The 18,205-nt window shown below is 67.7% G+C and carries 20 protein-coding genes; 11 read left to right on the top strand and 9 right to left on the bottom strand.

Features of this window, described 5'->3' with window-relative positions; genetic code table 11:
* The 3 genes from EJC49_RS25995 to smpB form a co-directional block, all read left to right on the top strand.
* A partial coding sequence (locus EJC49_RS25995) for a hypothetical protein (RefSeq protein WP_210211851.1) occupies nucleotides 1-208 on the top strand: 208 nt, incomplete at its 5' end.
* A 58-nt stretch (nucleotides 209-266) separates the two neighbouring features.
* A complete protein-coding gene (gene dapA, locus EJC49_RS23090) occupies nucleotides 267-1,148 on the top strand; it encodes a 4-hydroxy-tetrahydrodipicolinate synthase (RefSeq protein WP_126702290.1) in 882 nt (293 codons plus the stop codon).
* 25 nt (nucleotides 1,149-1,173) lie between these two features.
* Nucleotides 1,174-1,653, top strand: a complete 480-nt coding sequence (smpB, locus tag EJC49_RS23095; protein WP_126702291.1) for an SsrA-binding protein SmpB — start codon at nucleotides 1,174-1,176, stop codon at nucleotides 1,651-1,653.
* 25 nt (nucleotides 1,654-1,678) lie between these two features.
* Here smpB and EJC49_RS23100 read toward each other — a convergent pair whose 3' ends face one another.
* From EJC49_RS23100 to EJC49_RS23130, 7 genes are all read right to left on the bottom strand, one after another.
* A complete protein-coding gene (locus EJC49_RS23100) occupies nucleotides 1,679-2,425 on the bottom strand; it encodes an amino acid ABC transporter ATP-binding protein (protein ID WP_126702292.1) in 747 nt (248 codons plus the stop codon).
* Nucleotides 2,422-3,303, bottom strand: a complete 882-nt coding sequence (locus EJC49_RS23105; protein WP_126702293.1) for an amino acid ABC transporter permease — start codon at nucleotides 3,301-3,303, stop codon at nucleotides 2,422-2,424. The genes EJC49_RS23100 and EJC49_RS23105 overlap by 4 nt, the downstream gene beginning before the upstream one ends.
* Nucleotides 3,300-4,142 carry an ABC transporter substrate-binding protein gene (locus EJC49_RS23110; protein WP_126702294.1) on the bottom strand — a complete coding sequence of 281 codons (843 nt, stop codon included), beginning with the start codon at nucleotides 4,140-4,142 and terminating at the stop codon, nucleotides 3,300-3,302. Before EJC49_RS23110 ends, EJC49_RS23105 begins: the two co-directional genes overlap by 4 nt.
* Nucleotides 4,143-4,371: 229 nt before the next feature.
* A complete protein-coding gene (locus EJC49_RS23115; RefSeq protein ID WP_126702295.1) occupies nucleotides 4,372-5,619 on the bottom strand; it encodes a PDC sensor domain-containing protein in 1,248 nt (415 codons plus the stop codon).
* 181 nt (nucleotides 5,620-5,800) lie between these two features.
* Complete coding sequence (locus tag EJC49_RS23120; protein ID WP_126702296.1) at nucleotides 5,801-6,688, bottom strand: DMT family transporter; 888 nt, start codon at nucleotides 6,686-6,688, stop codon at nucleotides 5,801-5,803.
* 51 nt (nucleotides 6,689-6,739) lie between these two features.
* A complete protein-coding gene (locus EJC49_RS23125; RefSeq protein WP_126702297.1) occupies nucleotides 6,740-7,441 on the bottom strand; it encodes a uracil-DNA glycosylase in 702 nt (233 codons plus the stop codon).
* The gene (locus EJC49_RS23130) at nucleotides 7,441-8,022 is read right to left on the bottom strand and encodes a LabA-like NYN domain-containing protein (RefSeq protein ID WP_126702298.1); all 582 of its coding nucleotides are present in this window, start codon (nucleotides 8,020-8,022) and stop codon (nucleotides 7,441-7,443) included. Before EJC49_RS23130 ends, EJC49_RS23125 begins: the two co-directional genes overlap by 1 nt.
* 249 nt (nucleotides 8,023-8,271) lie before the next feature.
* Here EJC49_RS23130 and rpoZ point away from each other — a divergent pair, with 249 nt between their 5' ends.
* The 8 genes from rpoZ to era all read left to right on the top strand — a co-directional run bounded on the left by rpoZ (nucleotide 8,272) and on the right by era (nucleotide 15,529).
* A complete protein-coding gene (gene rpoZ, locus EJC49_RS23135; RefSeq protein WP_126702299.1) occupies nucleotides 8,272-8,667 on the top strand; it encodes a DNA-directed RNA polymerase subunit omega in 396 nt (131 codons plus the stop codon).
* Nucleotides 8,668-8,772: 105 nt separating this feature from the next.
* Nucleotides 8,773-11,028: a RelA/SpoT family protein gene (locus tag EJC49_RS23140; RefSeq protein ID WP_126702300.1), complete on the top strand. Its 2,256-nt coding sequence runs from the start codon at nucleotides 8,773-8,775 to the stop codon at nucleotides 11,026-11,028.
* 20 nt (nucleotides 11,029-11,048) lie between these two features.
* Entirely contained in the window at nucleotides 11,049-11,627 is a 579-nt protein-coding gene (gene pyrE, locus EJC49_RS23145) for an orotate phosphoribosyltransferase (protein ID WP_126702301.1), read from the top strand.
* A gap of 344 nt (nucleotides 11,628-11,971) precedes the next feature.
* The gene (locus EJC49_RS23150; protein WP_126702302.1) at nucleotides 11,972-12,565 is read left to right on the top strand and encodes a DUF2062 domain-containing protein; all 594 of its coding nucleotides are present in this window, start codon (nucleotides 11,972-11,974) and stop codon (nucleotides 12,563-12,565) included.
* The gene (gene acpS / locus EJC49_RS23155) at nucleotides 12,562-12,984 is read left to right on the top strand and encodes a holo-ACP synthase (RefSeq protein WP_126702303.1); all 423 of its coding nucleotides are present in this window, start codon (nucleotides 12,562-12,564) and stop codon (nucleotides 12,982-12,984) included. The genes EJC49_RS23150 and acpS overlap by 4 nt, the downstream gene beginning before the upstream one ends.
* A 132-nt stretch (nucleotides 12,985-13,116) precedes the next feature.
* Entirely contained in the window at nucleotides 13,117-13,863 is a 747-nt protein-coding gene (gene lepB / locus EJC49_RS23160) for a signal peptidase I (protein WP_126702304.1), read from the top strand.
* 5 nt (nucleotides 13,864-13,868) lie between these two features.
* Nucleotides 13,869-14,588, top strand: coding sequence for a ribonuclease III (gene rnc, locus EJC49_RS23165; RefSeq protein ID WP_126702305.1), 720 nt, complete (start codon nucleotides 13,869-13,871; stop codon nucleotides 14,586-14,588).
* Nucleotides 14,585-15,529: a GTPase Era gene (gene era / locus EJC49_RS23170; protein WP_126702306.1), complete on the top strand. Its 945-nt coding sequence runs from the start codon at nucleotides 14,585-14,587 to the stop codon at nucleotides 15,527-15,529. Before rnc ends, era begins: the two co-directional genes overlap by 4 nt.
* A gap of 58 nt (nucleotides 15,530-15,587) precedes the next feature.
* Here the strand turns inward: era and EJC49_RS23175 are convergent, their stop codons facing one another.
* Nucleotides 15,588-17,144: a WD40 repeat domain-containing protein gene (locus EJC49_RS23175; RefSeq protein WP_126702307.1), complete on the bottom strand. Its 1,557-nt coding sequence runs from the start codon at nucleotides 17,142-17,144 to the stop codon at nucleotides 15,588-15,590.
* A gap of 132 nt (nucleotides 17,145-17,276) precedes the next feature.
* Complete coding sequence (locus tag EJC49_RS23180) at nucleotides 17,277-18,170, bottom strand: bifunctional helix-turn-helix transcriptional regulator/GNAT family N-acetyltransferase (RefSeq protein WP_126702308.1); 894 nt, start codon at nucleotides 18,168-18,170, stop codon at nucleotides 17,277-17,279.
* Between the last annotated feature and the right edge of the window lie 35 nt (nucleotides 18,171-18,205).

Below are 18,205 nucleotides of genomic sequence, written 5' to 3' on the forward strand. Positions count from 1 at the left end.
CGCGAGCAGAACGATTCTCCGCATCGGCGCAGCTCTCCGGAATCCGCTTGTCTCGATGGTCACTATGCGCTTCATCCTTGCCGAAATGGTTACCGGGCGGTGTCCTGCCGCTGGCTCAACGCGCATCGGGTCAAAAAAGCCGCAAATGCGCCGTCTTGTGCCGGTGCTGCGCCGGCTGCCTATGGTGCGCGGGGCCGCGATCGGCTAAAGAGCCCGCGCGCGGTCCCGTCGGAACGCGACCAATGCCAAGGGAGTTCGTCGGAAAAATGTTCAGAGGCTCTTTCACCGCTCTCGTGACCCCCTTCCAGCGGGATGGCGGGTTCGACGAGAAAGCCTTCAAGGCCTTCGTCGAGTGGCAGATCGCCGAGGGCTCCAACGGTGTCGTGCCGGTGGGCACCACCGGCGAATCGCCCACGCTCTCGCATGACGAGCACCGCCAGGTGGTGAAGGCCTGCATCGACGTGGCGAAGGGCAAGGTGCCGGTCATCGCCGGCGCGGGTTCCAACAACACGGTCGAGGCGGTGGAACTCGCCAGGTTCGCGCAGGAGGCCGGCGCCGATGCGGTTCTGGTCGTGACGCCCTACTACAACAAGCCGACCCAGCGCGGGCTCTACGAGCACTTCGCCGCCGTGGCGCGCGCCACCACGCTGCCGATCATCATCTACAACATCCCGCCGCGCTCGGTCATCGACATGACGCCCGAGACGATGGGCCGGCTGGCGCACGACTTTTCCAACATCGTCGGCGTCAAGGACGCCACCGGCAAGATCGAGCGCGTGTCGGAGCAGCGCATCACCTGCGGGCCGGACTTCATCCAGCTCTCGGGCGAGGACGCTTCCGCGCTCGGCTTCAACGCCCATGGCGGCGTCGGCGCCATCTCGGTCACGTCCAACGTCGCGCCGCGCCTCTGCGCCGAGTTCCAGGCCGCCACCATGGCCAACGACCGCGACCGCGCGCTGGCGTTGCAGGACCGGCTGATGCCGCTGCACAAGGCCATCTTCATCGAACCCGGCGTCTCCGGCACCAAATACGCGCTGTCCAGGCTCGGTCGCGTCGAAAACGTCGTGCGCTCGCCGCTCGTCACCGTCGAGGCGGCCACCGCCGAGAAGATCGACGCGGCCATGCAGCACGCGGGCCTCTTGAACTGACGCGCAAAGAGCGCATCTTTCAGCCATGGTACAGGTCAGAAAAGCCGATCCGAACAACCGCACCGTTGCCGAGAACCGCAAGGCCCGCTTCAACTACGAGATTCTCGACACGTTGGAGACGGGCCTGGTCCTCACCGGCACGGAGGTGAAGTCGCTGCGCGGCGGTCACGCCAACATCCAGGACAGCTACGCCTCCAACGAGGGCGGCGAGATCTGGCTGATCAATTCCTATCTGCCGGAATACCTCCAGGCCAACCGCTTCAACCACGAGCCGCGCCGCCGCCGCAAGCTCCTGGTCAACAAGCGCGAGATGGCCAAGCTCTCCCAGGCGGTCGACCGCGAGGGCATGACCATGGTGCCGCTGAAGATCTATTTCAACGACCAGGGCCGCGCCAAGCTTCTGCTCGGCGTCGCCCGCGGCAAGAAGCTGCACGACAAGCGCCAGACCGAGAAGGAACGCGACTGGTCGCGCGAGAAGGGCCGGCTGCTCAAGGAGCGCGGGTAGGCCTCGCCAGCCAGCGTCCCGTCGCTCACAGCCGTCCCGCGTCGATGATGCGCTGAAGGAACCGTCGCGTGCGCGGGTTTTCGGGCCGCGACAGCAGCGTTCGCGGCGGGCCCTGTTCGAGGATCCGGCCGCCTTCCAGAAAGCACACCCGGTCGGCGCAGTCGCGGGCAAAGCCCATCTCGTGCGTCACGATCACCATGGTCATGCCCTCGTCCTTGAGACCGCGGATGATCTGCAGCACCTCGCCGATCAGTTCGGGGTCCAGCGCCGCGGTCACTTCGTCCAGCAACAGCACGTCCGGCTTCGACACCAGCGACCGCACGATGGCGACGCGCTGCTGCTGCCCGCCCGACAATTGCTCGGGATAGCTCGTCGCATGATCGCCCATGCCGAACAGCCCGAGCAGCTGTCGGGCGCGGTCCTCCGCCTCCGCACGCGGCACGCCATGCACCTTTCGCGGCGCCAGCGTCACGTTGTCGATGACGCGCATGTGCGGGAACAGGTTGTAGGACTGGAACACGATTCCGATGCGCCGCTGCAGCCCGGTCGCGCCGAACCGCTTGTCGTCGATCGGCACGCCGTCCAGGCGAATGGCGCCATGGTCGAATTCGACGAGCCGGTTGATGCAGCGCAGCAGCGTCGACTTGCCCGACCCCGAGGCGCCGATCAGGCACACCACCTCGTGCGCCGCCACCGACAGGCTGACGCCGTCGAGCACCAGCCGGTCGCCGAAATACTTGGTCACCGCGTCGATCTCGATGCGCGGGGTCATCCGGCCCTCTGCAAGCGCCGCTCGCGGTCCTTGCGGCTGACATGGTCGGCAAGCCGCGCCATCGGGATCGTGGCCAGCAGGAACAGGCCCGCCGCCACCACCAGCGACGAATAGTTGAAGGTGGTGGCGGTGTAGATCTGCGCCTCGCGCACCGCGTCGCGCACGCCGATCACCGACAGCAGCGCGACGTCCTTTTGCAGCGCCACCACGATGTTCATCAGCGCCGGCAGGACGTTGCGGATCGCCTGCGGCAGGATAGCATGGATCATCGTCTGCCATTCCGACAGGCCGAGCGACTTGGCGGCGGCGCGCTGGCCCTCGTGCACGGCATCGATGCCGGAGCGGTAGATCTCGGCTACATAGGCCGAGTACGACAGGACCATCGCCACGGTGCCCCAGAACAGGCCGGAATTCGGCAGGCCCGGCATGTTGAGCGCCGGAATACCGAAGCCGAACAGCAGCACCAGCAGCAGCACCGGAATGCCGCGGAAGATGTCGATGTAGACCACCACCATCAGCCGGAACGGCGTGAACCACGGCGCGCGCAGGGAGCGCACCAGCGCCAGCACCAGCGCCCAGAGCGCGATGCAGACGAGCGCGGTCAGCCAGATCCGCATCGAGATCCAGAACCCTTGCAGCACGCGCGGGAACGCCGCCGCCATGGCTTCGGGATTGAAGAACTGGAGCTTCACGCGCGGCCACTGCTCCGCCGAGCTGATCCACCAGCCGAGCACGCCGAACACGATGACGACGCTCGCGAGGCTGATGACCGTCGGCACCAGCGCCGCCCGCCATTCGTTGCGGCGGCGCGGCGGTGCGGGTCGGCGGACGGCCGCCCCGTCGGCGGGCGATCCCCCGGGACCTGCCGGCAGGCTCATTCGGTGATGATCGGCAGGTCCGGATCGGCCACCAGATAGGTTGCCTTCAACTCGTCGACCACGCCGCGCGCAATCACCGCGCTCAAGGCCTCGTCCACCCATTCCACCAGCGGATTTTCGAACTGGAACAGCAGGCCATGGCCGCGATCGTTCTCGTCGGGCGGCAGCAGCGCGACGATCTGCGCATCGGGAACCTGCACGGCGGTCACGTAGAGCGCGGTCGGCAAGGCCACCACCGTGGCGTCGATCTGCTTGGCCTGCATGGCCTGGAAGACGCCGATCTGGTCGTCATAGACGGCGGCTTCCTCGATGCCCAGGATGTTTTCCAGATAGGTCAGGTCGGTCGTGCCGATCACCGCGCCCCAGCGGGCGGCGCGCAGGTCGTCGAAGCTCTTGGCGCCTTCCACGGCGCTTCCCGGCAGCGCCACCACGGCCTTGTCGGGCTGGAAATAGACCTGGCTGAAGGTCACCACCTGGGCGCGGGCCTCGGTCACCGAAATCTGCTGGATCGAGAAATCGAAATTCTTCGGCCCCGGCGCGATGGTCTGCTCGAAGGTGTTGGCCACCCACACGACATCCTCGCGCGCAAAACCCATCTCCTCGGCCAGCGCGTAGATCAGGCCGTTCTCGAAGCCCTTGCCAGCGGCCGGATCATTGTCGAGCATCCAGGGCGGGTAGACGGGGTCGCCGGTGCCCACGGTCAGCTTGCCGGGCGTCATCAGGCGCGGATCCTGCGGCGTGCGTTCCTGCGCCTTGGCCGGGCCGGCGCCGAACGTGAGGCCGATCGCCAGCGCGGCAGCCGACAGGACTGCGCCACATCTCGTCATTCCTGCCAGCATCGCCGATCTCCCAATGGTGTCATCGGGCGAAACTAGCCATGCGAGGCAAGTCGAGGCAAGGGCTTTCCGCGTCGGCGCGCCCGTCGCGATCCCTCGCGGGTCCGCTGCGGACGGGGCGGGATTGGGGGGGTGGGCGGACGGCTCCCGTCTCCGTCATCGGTCGCCTGGCAGGCCGCCGAACGGCGAAGCCCGGATCGGGATTGCCGGCATCCGACGGGCGGGCGGTGGCTCAGTGCCTGATCTTCCCGGCCAGGTCCTGGAGGATCGCGGACGTCTCGTCGATTTCCTCGTACCCGCTCCTCGTCTCTTCCATCAGTTCTATGTTCCCGTTGCGCGCCAGCTTCGCGTTGGTCCACAGCACCCCCAGCGGTCGTCCGATGCTGCGGGCCAGGATATAGCCCACGGCAATGGCCACCGACGTGGCCAGAAAGGCAATCAGGATCAGGACCATCGCGCTGCCGCTCGCAACCTGCGTCATGTCGGCTGCCGGCCGTATCGTCACGATCTGCCAGGGAAACTTTGCGCTCGATATGCGCCCGACGGCGACGACGTAGTCGCCGCCCTCCGATGTCTGCTGCCAGACCGACGCCGCGCTGGCATCCGAGAGGTTCGAGAGGCGATCCCGGATTCCGTCCCGGATCGACTGATCGGCGGTTTGCAGTTCGGCGAGCCTGAGGAAACGCGGCATGGCGTCGTCGGACACCCCGCCGGGCAGCACCGTGTCGATGCTGCTGTGCGAAATGATCTCGTCGTCCCGGCTGATGATGAAGGCGGAGCGTTGCGGCCCGTAGGCATACTGCCCCAGATATCTGGAGATGTCCGAAATCTCGATGTCGATGCCGATGGCCGCGAAGTCTTCTCCGGTGTCGGCCTTCACGGCGATGGCAGCCGTCACGCCCGGCTTTCGCGAGGTGAAGAAGATGTACGGGTCTGTCCAGGCGACGTCGGTCTTCTCGATCGCCGCCTGATACCAGGGCCGGCTTCGCGGATCGTAGGTGTCGGTCGGATCCTGGCTGGTCTTGATGACCGCGTAGCCGGCGTCCCGCCAAGTCAGGCTGACCTCGCGCTGCCCGCCGATGTCGCGGATGATCTTGGTGAGCGTGCCGTCGGCGGTCTCCTTCTGGTCCCGCATGACATAGTAGAAGCCGCCGTCGGGGAACCCGACATAGACCCCCGCGAACTGCGGTGACAGCCGCAGCTGGTCATGCAGGTGGCGCACGAACTGCTCGGTCTGTTCGCGCTGCAGGATACCGCCGGAGATCAGTCGCTGGGTGGCGACGATGGCGGTTTCGACTGGACTGAAATAGTCTTCGGCCGCGTCGACCGAGCGCGCGACCGTGTCCTGGGCGCTGACCGCGACCAGTTGGTTCACCTCCGCTCGAACCGAATAGAGAAACCAGCCCACGATGATCGCCGCTGTGAACAGCTGGACCGTCATCACGCCGAGGATGATCTTCCAGGCAATGGAAATCTTCATCTGCCATCCTCACGGGTCGTCGTCGCCGCGCTGCCGGAGCGACGACATCGCCAGCCGCCAGGGCACGGCGCGGCACCGCGCATCGCAGACTATACCACGTTCGTGACAGGGATGCTTCGATCCGCGCGCCCGCCGGTCGGCCGGCGCGATCACCCGCCGGTCGCCTGCCTTGCGGATCGGGTCAGGCCGTGGCGACGAGCCTTTGCCTGCGCCGATCCGAGATCACGATCGCCAGGCCGCTGCCGGCGACGAGCAGGATGCCTGCGCCCGCGAGCAGGTTGGGCAGCTCGCCGAACACGACGAGGCCGGAGATCACCGCCCACACGGTGAAGCTGTAGTAGAACGGCGCCACCGTGGACGTGGCGGCGGAGCGGTAGGCGGTGAAGATGAAGAAATGGCCGAAGACGAGGAAGAAGCCCGAGGCGGCCAGCAAAAGCAGGTGGCGCGTCCCCGGCATCACCCATGTCTCGCTCGACAGGTGCGCGCCGCCCGCGCCGATGATCACGACCACCACCGCCGACATCGCCACGATCAGCCCCGGCACGCTCGCGTCGATCGAGCGCCCCCACAGGTCGCGTCCCGCGCTGAACACGGCATTGCCGAGCGCCAGCAGCGCAAACACGGAAATGCCCGCCATGGTCGGTTGCGCCACCATGATCGCGCCGAGGAAGCCGAGCGCGATCAGCCCGGCGCGTCGTCCGCCGATCCGCTCGCCGAAGAAGAGCGCCGCGCCGACGAGCATCAGGAGCGGGGTCACCTGTCCGAGCGCGATCGCATCGGCGATCGGCATGTTGGCGAGCGCCACCACGTAGCAGAGCACCGCGAACAGCTCCAGGCAGCTGCGCACCAGCACCCGCCGGTCGGCCATCAGCCTGACGTTGCGCGCCTGTCCCATGATCGCCAGCAGCGGCGCCCCCCACAGGAACGCCGCGACCCCGCGCAGGAACAGCACCTCGTAGGGCGGCAGCCCGTCGGTCGCCAGCTTCATGAAGGTGTCGTTGATGACATAGGAGCCGGTCGCGACGACCATGAAGATCGGTCCGCGAAGGGCCGGAGGAAGAGAAGGCATGATGCGAAGGACCCGGGCAAGCGTGCGCCGGACCCCGCCGGCCGGCCATCTCTACATCGCGCCGCGCGGCAATTCCAGCGGTCCGGCCGTGCCGCGATCGAGATGGTCCCGCACCGCCCGGAACACCTCCACGAACATCGCTTCCGTCAGCCGGCCGGTGTTGGTGTTGTAGCGGGAGCAGTGATAGCTCGGAAACAGCGTCACGGCGCCGATCCCCTGTTGGGCTCCGTGCCGGAAGGGGTGAGCGGCCACGCGCTCGCCCAGCGCGCGCACCGTCGACTGATGCGCGATCGTGCCCAGCGTCACGATCGCCTCGAGCCTGGGGAAACGGTCGATCGTGGGCACCAGGAACCGCCGGCAGGTGGCGATCTCGGCGCCCACCGGCTTGTTCTCCGGCGGCACGCAGCGCACCGCGTTGGTGATGGCGGTCCCGACCAGCTCCAGCCCGTCGTCGGGCCGCGCCTGGAACTGCCCGCGCGCGAAGCCGAAGCGTCCGAGCGTGCCGTAGAGCAGGTCGCCGGCATAGTCGCCGGTGAACGGGCGGCCGGTGCGATTGGCCCCGCGCAGGCCCGGCGCCAGCCCGACGACGAGCAGCCGCACCGCCGCCTCGCCCTCAGGCGGCAGGAAGCTCGGCACCGGCGCGTTGTGCCAGGAAGGCTCTTTCGCGCGCCACGCGGCGATGAAGCCATGCAGCCGCGGGCACAGCGGGCAGTCGCGGTGCGGCTCGGCGGTTGCGGCCAGCGGCGCGGGCATCAATAGTCGTCTTCGGCCTCGTCGACGGGATCCGGGCGCCGCACCGGGCGCTCCGACGGATCGCGCCCCACTTCGGCGCGCAGGCTGACGAGGTCGATGAAATGGTCGGCCTGGCGGCGCAGGTCGTCGGCGATCATCGGCGGCTGCGAGGCCATGGTCGACACGACGCTGACCTTGCGTCCGCGCCGCTGCAGCGCCTCCACCAGGGTGCGGAAGTCGCCGTCGCCCGAGAAGATGACGTAGTGGTCGACCACGTCGGCGAGCTCCAGCGCGCCGATGGTCAGCTCGATGTCCATGTTGCCTTTGATCTTGCGCCGCCCGGCCGCGTCGGTGAACTCCTTGGCCGGCTTGGTCACCACCTTGTAGCCATTGTAGTCGAGCCAGTCGATCAGCGGCCGGATCGAGGAGTATTCCTGGTCCTCGATCAGCGCCGTGTAGTAATAGGCGCGCAGCAAATAGCCCTTCTTCTGGAAGGCGGCGAGCAGCTTGCGGTAGTCGATGTCGAAGCCGAGCGCGCGCGACGTGGCGTAGAGGTTGGCGCCGTCGATGAAGAGCGCGATCTTTTCGCGGGGATCGAACATGGGAAAATGTCCTCGTCTTGAAAAAATGATGACTATGAAACTGGAAGCCGGGGGCTTCGGTCGTCGAATCGTAGCAAATCTGCCATAAAACGGGGGTCAGGGAAACGGACCATCGGTTCTGCGACCGCTGCGTGCGCCGGCCGCCGGCGCCACCTCCGCTGCGCGCGGCCTGCGCATGCTTGTGTTTTCGGCCCGTTCGGAGTATGGCACGCGTCAATCTCCGACAATAAGCTATGAAAGGGGCATTCCATGGCCCGCGTCACCGTTGAAGACTGCATCGACAAGGTCGACAACCGCTTCGAGCTCGTGCTGCTCGCCAGCCATCGGGCGCGGCTGATCTCGCAGGGCGCGCAGATCACCATCGACCGCGACAACGACAAGAACCCCGTCGTGGCGCTGCGCGAGATCGCCGACGAGACGCTGTCGCCCGGCGACCTCAAGGAAGACCTGATCCACTCGCTGCAGAAGCACGTCGAGGTCGACGAGCCCGAGGCCGAGGCGCCCGAGATGATCGACCGCGGCTCCGACGAGACCGCCGAGGCCGCCTCCGACGACGAGCCGGTCACCTTCGACCGCATGACCGAGGAAGACCTGCTCGCCGGCATCGAGGGCCTGGTTCCGCCGGAAAAGAGCGACGACTACTGAAGACTGGCCTCATCGACGCCACTACCGTCGGCCGCCAGACATGGTTATCTGTTACATGCGCCGTGATGTCCGCGGCGCATGTTTCGTTTTGGAGCCGCCACGCCCATGATGCGTCAATACGAGCTTGTCGAGCGCGTCCAGCGCTACAAGCCCGACGTCAATGAGGCCCTTCTGAACAAGGCCTATGTCTACGCCATGCAGAAGCATGGCCACCAGAAGCGCGCCTCGGGGGATCCCTATTTTTCCCATCCGCTCGAAGTGGCGGCGATCCTGACAGACATGCATCTCGACGAGGCGACCATCGCGGTCGCGCTGCTGCACGACACCATCGAGGACACCACCGCCACCCGCCAGGAGATCGACGATCTCTTCGGTGCGGACATCGGCAAGCTGGTCGAGGGCCTGACCAAGCTCAAGAAGCTCGATCTCGTCTCCAAGAAGGCGGCGCAGGCCGAGAACCTGCGCAAGCTGCTGCTGGCCATCGCCGAGGACGTGCGCGTCCTCCTCGTCAAGCTCGCCGACCGTCTCCACAACATGCGCACGCTCGATCACGTGCCGGAGGAAAAGCGCCAGCGCATCGCCGAGGAGACGATGGACATCTATGCGCCGCTGGCCGGCCGCATGGGCATGCAGGACATGCGCGAGGAACTCGAGGAGCTCGCCTTCCGCCACATCAATCCCGGCGGCCACAAGGCCGTCACCGAGCGGCTGGCCGACATCCTCCAGCGCAACCGCGGCGTCATCGGCGAGATCGAGGCGTCGCTGAAGACCCTGTTCGAGAAATACGGCCTCCAGGCCACCGTCACCAGCCGGCAGAAGAAGCCCTGGTCGGTGTTCCGCAAGATGGAATCCAAGGCGCTGTCCTTCGAGCAGCTGTCCGACATCTTCGCCTTCCGCGTCATCGTCGACGAGGTCGAGGACTGCTACCGGGCGCTCTGCGCCATCCACACCTCGTGGTCCATGGTGCCCGGCCGGTTCAAGGACTACATCTCGACGCCCAAGCAGAACGACTACCGCTCCATCCACACCACCATCGTCGGCCCCTCGCGCCAGCGCGTCGAGCTGCAGATCCGCACCTGGCAGATGCACAAGGTGGCCGAATACGGCGTGGCCGCCCATTCCATCTACAAGGACATGGGCGGCAAGCTGAACGGCGCCGGCCACGCCATCTCCAAGGAAACGAATTCCTATGGCTGGCTGAAGCGCACCATCGAGGCGCTGTCGGAGGGCGACAATCCCGAGGAATTCCTGGAGAACACGCGGCTGGAAATGTTCCAGGACCAGGTGTTCTGCTTCACGCCCAAGGGCCGGCTGATCGCGCTGCCGCGCGGCGCCACGCCCATCGACTTCGCCTATGCCGTCCACACCGATGTCGGCGACACCTGTGTGGGCGCCAAGGTCAACGGCCGCATCATGCCGCTGATGACGGAGCTGAAGAACGGCGACGAGGTCGAGATCATCTGCTCCAAGGCGCAGGTGCCGCCCGCCGCCTGGGAGCAGGTGGTGGTCACCGGCAAGGCCCGCTCCGCCATCCGCCGGGCCACGCGCGCCGCCATCCGCAAGCAGTATTCGGGGCTGGGCACCCGCATCCTCGAGCGCGCCTTCGAGCGCGCGGGCCGGTCCTTCGCCAAGGACATGCTCAAGCCGGTGCTGCATCGGCTGGCCAGGAAGGACGTCGAGGACGTCCTGGCCGCCGTCGGGCGCGGCGAGCTTTCGTCTCCCGACGTGCTGCGCGCGGTCTATCCCGACTTCAAGGACGAGCGCGTCACCGTCGCCGCGCCGAAGGCGCGCGAGGAAGGCTGGTTCAACCTGCGCAACGCCGCCGGCATGCTGTTCCAGATTCCGGGGCGTTCGTCCCGCAAGGAGAAGGAAAAGGACAAGGCGAAGAGCGAGAGCCGGACCGGCAAGGGCGAGGCGCTGCCCATCCGCGGCGTTTCCGGCGACCTGCCGGTTCGCTTCGCCCCGGAAGGCGCCGTTCCCGGAGACCGCATCGTCGGCATCATGCAGCCGGGTTCGGGCATCACCATCTATCCGATCCAGTCGCCCTCGCTCACCGCCTTCGACGACCAGCCCGAACGCTGGATCGACGTGCGCTGGGACATCGACGAGGACACCAAGGAGCGCTTCCCAGCGCGCATCTCGGTCACCGCCATCAACGAGCCCGGCTCGCTGGCCGAGATCGCCCAGGTGGTCGCCTCCAACGACGCCAACATCCACATGCTCTCGATGGCGCGCACCGCGCCCGATTTCACCGAGATGCTCCTCGACCTGGAGGTCTGGGATCTGAAGCATCTGAACCGGCTGCTGTCGCAGCTCAAGGACACGTCGGCCGTCTCGGATGCGCGCCGCGTCAACGGCTGAAGCCAGAAGGACCGACCGGAATGACCAGGGATGACGTGCTCGAGATCTTTCGCGACGCAGGCGCGATCCTGGAGGGACACTTCATCCTGACGTCCGGCCTGCGCAGCCCGGTCTTCCTGCAGAAGGCCCGGGTCTTCATGCATGCCGACAAGACCGAGCAGCTGTGCCGGGCGCTGGCCGCCCGCATCCGCCAGACGGTGGGCGAGGGGATAGACTATGTCGTCGGCCCGGCCGTGGGCGGTATCATTCCGGCCTACGAGACCTCGCGCCATCTCGGCGTCCCGGCGATCTGGGTCGAGCGCGAGGCCGGCGTCTTTCGCCTGCGCCGGTTCGAGATCGCGCCGGGTTCCAGGGTCGTCATCGTCGAGGACATCGTCACCACCGGCCTGTCCATCCGCGAAACCGTCGCGTGCCTGCGCAACATCGGGGCCGAGGTCGTCGCCGCCGCCTGCATCATCGATCGCTCGGCCGGAAAGGTCGACGTCGGGGTTCCGCTGGTGGCGCTGGCGGAATACGAGGTGCCGGCCTATCCGGCCGATGCGCTGCCGCCCGAACTCGCCGCCATTGCGCCGGTCAAGCCGGGCAGCCGCAACCTCTGAGTCCAAGGTCGCGTGGATCCTTTACCGGTGAGCACACGTAACCGGGCGCCGACCTTACGCATCGGCACCCGGCCATTGGTCGCAATCGCGCCCAGCCCCGTTGTTCACGACGTGTAACGTGAGTATATCTGTTGTCAGTGGGCATGGAGATGAACCGGCGGGTTCGATCGAGCCGTTTACCGTTCGTGACACAATCGATGGCTAACTAGGGTCTGCCGGGAATCGAGACGCGTCCGGACGGGTTGGATCGGGTCGCCGCCGGTCGCGTTGATGGCTTGTCGGCGTGAATCACGAGACGCGTTCGACGACCGGGTATCGGGAAGGACAGGAGCAAGGCCAGACAGATGTTGTTTCGGCGCAGGAAGCCAGCGGATATCCTGGAGCGCATGCGCACGATGCTCTGGCCACGGCGCTCCTTCTGGCGTTCCGCTCAATATTTCACCAAGCGCGTCTTGCGCCTGACCGCCACGCCGCACGCGATCGCGGCCGGGGTGGCGGCGGGCGTGTTCGCGTCCTTCCTGCCGTTCATCGGTTTCCATTTCCTGCTGGCGGCGGCCGTGGCCTGGCTTCTGGCCGGCAATCTGATCGCGTCGGCGCTTGGAACGGCCATCGGCAACCCGATCACCTTTCCGCTCATCTGGGCCTCCAGCTACAAGCTGGGCTGCGCGATCCTGGGCTCCAGCGCCACGCACGGAAACGCGCCCATCCAGCTCGGAAAGCTGTGGGAACGGCTCGAGTTCAACCAGCTGTGGGAGCCGCTTCTAAAGCCGATGACGGTCGGCGGCATCCCCATCGGTCTGGCCTTTGCGATCACCTTCTACGTCGTCACCCGCTGGGCCGTTGCGGGGTTCCGCCGCCAGCGCCAGAACCGCCTCCTGGAAAAGGCCAGGCGTCGCGCCGAGGCGCAGGCTCAGACGCTGGCGACCGACAGCATATGATCCTCGGGCTGGGCTCCGATCTCATCGACATCCGCCGCATCGAACGCTCCATCGAGCGCCATGGCGAACGCTTCACCGAACGTGTCTTCAGCGAGGGCGAGCGCCAGCGCGCCGAAAGCCGCGGCGGCCGCATCGCCTCCTATGCCAAGCGTTTCGCCGCCAAGGAGGCCTGCGCCAAGGCGCTCGGCACCGGCATCGCGCAGGGCGTCTTCTGGCGCGACATGTGCGTGGTCAACCTCGCCGGCGGCATGCCCGTCATGGAGCTGTCGGGCGGCGCCGCGGCGCGTCTCGCCGCCATGCTGCCGCCCGGCCACCGCGGCGTCGTGCACCTGACGATCACCGACGATTATCCCCTCGCACAGGCCTTCGTGGTCATCGAGGCCGTGCCCGTCGAATTGCCGCCACACTTGCGGGGATAGACCTTCGCGACGATGCGGGGTATCGCAGGTGCCACGATCGTCGAGGCCATGGCGCGCGTCCCGCGTCCGGCTATTCCGTTGCCCCGCGCCGCGCGAGCCGGTAAGAGCACACAATTCCAAACCGAGGACGACATGAGCGTGGCGGATAAATCGCAAAAGAAATCGGGCGGACTCGGCGAAACCGTCAGCGTCATCGTGCAGGCGCTCCTCCTCGCCATCGTCATCCGGACGCTGCTGTTCCAGCCCTTCTCGATCCCTTCCGGATCGATGCGGCCGACCCTGCTCGAGGGCGACTATCTCTTCGTGACGAAATGGGCCTACGGCTATTCGCGCCATTCGCTGCCGTTCTCGCCCGACCTGTTCTCCGGCCGCATCTGGGCGACGCCGCCCGAGCGCGGCGACGTGGCCGTGTTCAAGTATCCGCCCAACCCGTCGCTCGACTACATCAAACGCGTCGTCGGCCTGCCCGGCGACCGCATCCAGATGCGCGACGGCCAGCTCTACATCAACGGCGTGGCGGTGCAGCGCGAGCTGATCGGCCAGATCGACAATCCCGACATCACCGAGGAGAACCGTCCGGTCGACGTCTATCGCGAGACGCTGCCCAACGGCGTCTCCTTCGACACGCTCGACGTCACCCCGAACGGCGTCTCCGACAACACGCGCGAATTCGTGGTGCCGCAGGGCCACTACTTCATGATGGGTGACAACCGCGACAACTCCGCCGACAGCCGCGTCTTCGGCTTCGTGCCGGAGGAGAATTTCGTCGGCCGCGCCAACATCATCTTCTTCTCCATCGCCGGCGGCGCCAGCCCGCTCGAGGTCTGGAAGTGGCCGTCGCAGATCCGCCCGTCGCGGCTCCTGAACTTCGTCGACTGACCGCGATGGCCGCCCGGAAGCTGACCGGACAGGCGCTGGCGGAGATGGCCCGCGAGCGCACCGGCTACGCCTTTTCCGACATCGAGCGGCTCGAGCGGGCGCTCACCCATTCCAGCGCCCGGCGCCATGCCGGCGCCGACAACGAGCGGCTGGAGTTCCTGGGCGACCGCGTGCTCGGCCTCGTCGTGGCCGAAATGCTGTTCAAGGCCTTCCCGGGCGCGCCGGAAGGCGAGCTCGCCGTGCGTCTCAACGCGCTGGTCAGCGGCGCCACCTGCGCCGACGTGGCCGAGGAGATCGGCCTCGCCGACCTGATCCGCGCCGACACCGGCCTGAAGACGCTGACCGGCCCCAATGGGCGCTCCACCCGCGCCGACGCGATGGAGGCCCTGCTCGCCGCCATCTATCTCGAGGGCGGGCTGGAAGCCGCGCGGCCGCTGATCGAACGGCACTGGGGGCCGCGCAGCCGCCTGGCGCAGGGCGCCAAGCGCGATCCCAAGACCGAGTTGCAGGAATGGGCCCACCAGTCGGTGGCCGCCACGCCGGTCTATTCCATTGCCGGCCGCGAAGGGCCGGATCACGAGCCGGTCTTCACCGTCACGGTGTCGGTCGGCGCCCTCGAACCCACCATCGGCCGCGGCCGCTCCAAGCGCGAGGCCGAGCAGGCCGGTGCCGCCGCCATGCTCCAGCGCGAAGGCGTCTGGCCCAACCCGGAAGACACCCCATGACAGACCAGGACCAGGCCGAGCCGACCGCCGACCCGACCGCCGCCGCGCAGACCCGTCATTCCGGCTTCGTGGCGCTCATTGGCGCGCCGAACGCCGGAAAGTCGACGCTGATCAACCAGCTCGTCGGCACCAAGGTGTCGATCGTCACCCACAAGGTGCAGACGACGCGCGCCATCGTGCGTGGCATCGCCACCCACAATCAGGCCCAGATCGTCTTCGTCGACACGCCGGGCATCTTCAAGCCGCGCCGCACGCTCGACCGCGCCATGGTCCGCACCGCCTGGGGCGGCGCCAAGGATGCCGACCTCGTGCTGGTGCTGATCGACGCCGAGCGCGGTCTGAAGGGCGACGCGGGCGCGATGATCGAGAACCTCGCCGACGTGCACCAGCCGAAGATCCTCGTCCTCAACAAGATCGACCGGGTCAAGCGCGAGTCGCTGCTGGCGCTCACCGCCGACATCAATGCGAAGGCGCAGTTCGAGCGCACCTTCATGATCTCCGCCCTCGACGGCTCCGGCTGCACCGATCTCCTCGACTACCTCGCCGACCGGCTTCCGGCCGGGCCGTGGTATTATCCGGAGGATCAGGTCTCCGACCTGCCCATGCGCCAGCTCGCCGCCGAGATCACGCGCGAGAAGCTCTATCTGCGCCTGCACCAGGAGCTGCCTTACTCGTCCCATGTCGAGACCGAGAAATGGGAGGAACTGCCCAACGGGTCGGTGCGCATCGAGCAGGTGATCTATGTCGAGCGCGACAGCCAGAAGAAGATCGTGCTCGGCCACAAGGGCGAGACCATCAAGGCGATCGGCCAGGCCGCCCGCAAGGACATCGCCGAGATCCTCGAGCAGAAGGCGCATCTCTTCCTGTTCGTGAAGGTGCGCGAGAACTGGAGCGACGACCCCGAGCGCTACCGCGAGATGGGGCTCGAATTTCCGACGTGAACGGCCGCCGCTCGCCGGCCCCTCTCGCGTCAGCCGGGTCTGCGGTCGCGCCCGCGCGCTACTCCCGCGCTGGCGGGAACAGCGTCTTCGCCCCTTTGCCGTCGGGAGGCCAGGCCTTGATCGCGCCGCTCCTGTTGCCGGTGAGCACCGACCCGTCGGCCGCGAAGGCGACCGCGTAGACCGGACCGCCGCCGTCGGCGAACTGTGCGATTTCGCGGCCGGTGTCGACGTCCCAGATCCGCGCGGTCCCGTCGAGCGAGCCGCTCAGAATGCGCCTTTCGTCCGCCGACAGGACGAGGGCGTAGACGGTGCCCGAATGGCCGTCGAAGCGACGGATTTCAGTGCCCGCCTCGACATCCCAGAGCTTGATCGAGAAGTCGCCGCTGCCGGTGACGAGGCGCAGTCCGTCGGCCGTGAACGCCGCGCCATAGGCGCCCCGCTCATGGCCGAGCCAGTCGCGGGCCTGGTGTCCCGCGTCGATGTCCCAGAGCTTCAGCACGCCGTCGATGCTGCCGCTGACGGCGCGCCGGCCATCGGGGGACAGCGCCACCGAGACGACGGGCCAGGCATGGCCGGTCATCACGTGGCGCACCCGGCGGTTCTCGATGTCCCAGACGACGACGCCGCCGCTGCGATGGCCGCTGACGGCGACCCGTCCGTCAGGCGAAATGGCGATCTTGTTGGCGGCGCCAAGCGCGTCGGCCGCGAAGACATGCACGACGGCGCCCTCCGCGAGCGTGCGCAGGACGATCTCGCCGTCGTCGCCGGCGGTCAGCGCGTGCACGCCGTCGGGCATGAAAAGCGCCTGTCGCGCCATCTCCTTGTGCGTGCCGAGCTCTCGCCTGAGGCTTGCCGTGTCCATGTCCCAGAGCTTGATCGCGCGGTCGGTGCTGGCACTCAGAAGCAATCCGCCGTCGGGCGAGACGGAAAGCCAAACGACCGCATCGCGGTGCCCGTCCGCATGCGAGGGCATCGGCGCGGGTTGAGCCGGCAGTGCCGTTGTTCGCGGCGGCAGGGTGTCGGCGGCGGGAGCCCCGGGCGAGGGCGCTGAGCCGGGCGCGGCTTCCTCCACCGTCTGCTCGCGCTCCTCCGGTCCCGCCGCGCCTTGCTCTGCGGCGGCGGCCGCGTCCTGTCCCGCCGGGGAGGTCTCCGTGCTCGTGGCCGAAGGCGGCGCGGCGGTTTCGGTGGGGGCTTCGACCGGCAGCCTCTCGTCGTCCCCGGCGGGAACCCTCGCCCCGATCGGCACGAAGTGATCGAACACGACGCCGACGACGATGACGGCGACAAGGACGTCGAGGACGTGCATTCGCCTCGGTCGTCCGGCCTGGACGGGACTGGCGTCGCGGCCGAACACCGGCGCCTGCGTCGCCGTCGGCCGGCTCGCGCCACGCCATCGTCGCCACGCTCCGAACCCCAGCACCAGGGCGGCGACGAGATAGACCGCCACGCGCAGGAACGAAACGGTGTCTTCTGGAATGGGCGTCGCCCTGACCATGGTTTCGCCGCCGCCGAGGTCACCCGGCCCTGCCGCGAGGAACGCGCCGCGCAGGCAGATGAGGGCGACGGCCAGCATCAGCGCGGCCACAAGCCTGTCGAACGGCCTTCCCGACTTCATCCGCAACCCTCCCGGCAGCCGCGAGCGATCCGAGCATGCACGAAACATCGGCGCTTGTGGAGACCGCACGGTCCCCGCACCATTGTGTCCTTGCGAGGCTGGCGGAGCGCGTGAGCTCCCCGAACCGCCCGCTCACCCGCCGTCCAGCGACTTCTCGAACCAGAAATCCGCATAGGGATTGTCGTTGAAGCGCGCGATCTCGCGGTAGCCGGCGCTGCGATAGAGCGCCTGGGCCTCGCCCAGCGCCCGGTTGGTGTCGAGCCGCACCCGATCAATACCCAGGTCCCGCGCGTGTTCCTCCAGCGCTCCGAGCAGCCGCCGCGACAGGCCGAGCCCGCGTGCCTCCGGTGCGACCCACATCCGCTTCACCTCGCCCACGCCGGGCGCAAGCCGGCGCAACGCCCCGCAACCGACCGCCCGGCCGTCCAGTCGTGCGACGAGAAAGCAACCGGCGGGTGGCGTCAGCGCCTCGTCGTCGGGCGTCGGATTGCCGTTGCCCGGGTCGAAGCCCTCCTCGAACCGCAAGCCGAGCTCGCCGACATAGGCCGCCACGCAGGCACGAGCATCGAGCGAGGCGGGAGGTTCGACCGTGATCGTCAGCGTCGCCAGCCCGAGCAGCCGCCCCACCTCCGCCATCGCCGCGACCAGGCGCGTGCGCCCGCCGGGAGACAGCGGCTCCAGCATCGATCGCGCGCGATCGTCCGACAGGCTGTCATAGGCCGCCCACTCGGCCCGGCCCGCCTCCGTCAGCATGGCCCTCCGCTTCCGCTTGTCGCCGCGATCGGGCTGCACCTCCACCAGACCCTGCCGCCGCAGCGAAGCCAGGAGCCGGCTGAGATAACCCGAATCGAGCCGCAGCCGCTCGCGCAGGTCCTTGAGGTCGCGCCCGCCGGGGCCGATCTCGAACAGCACCCGCGCCTGCCCGAGCGGCCGGCCCCGCCCGAGATAGCTCTCCTCCATCGCGCCGCTGCGCAGCGTCACGACGCGGTTGAAGTCGCGGATGATGTCGATCTCGGCCCTGTCCATTCTCTGACTTTTGTCAGAGAAAAAGGATTGTTGCA

The organism is Aquibium carbonis, from assembly GCF_003970795.1.
GTDB classification, from domain to species: Bacteria; Pseudomonadota; Alphaproteobacteria; order Rhizobiales; family Rhizobiaceae; genus Aquibium; species Aquibium carbonis.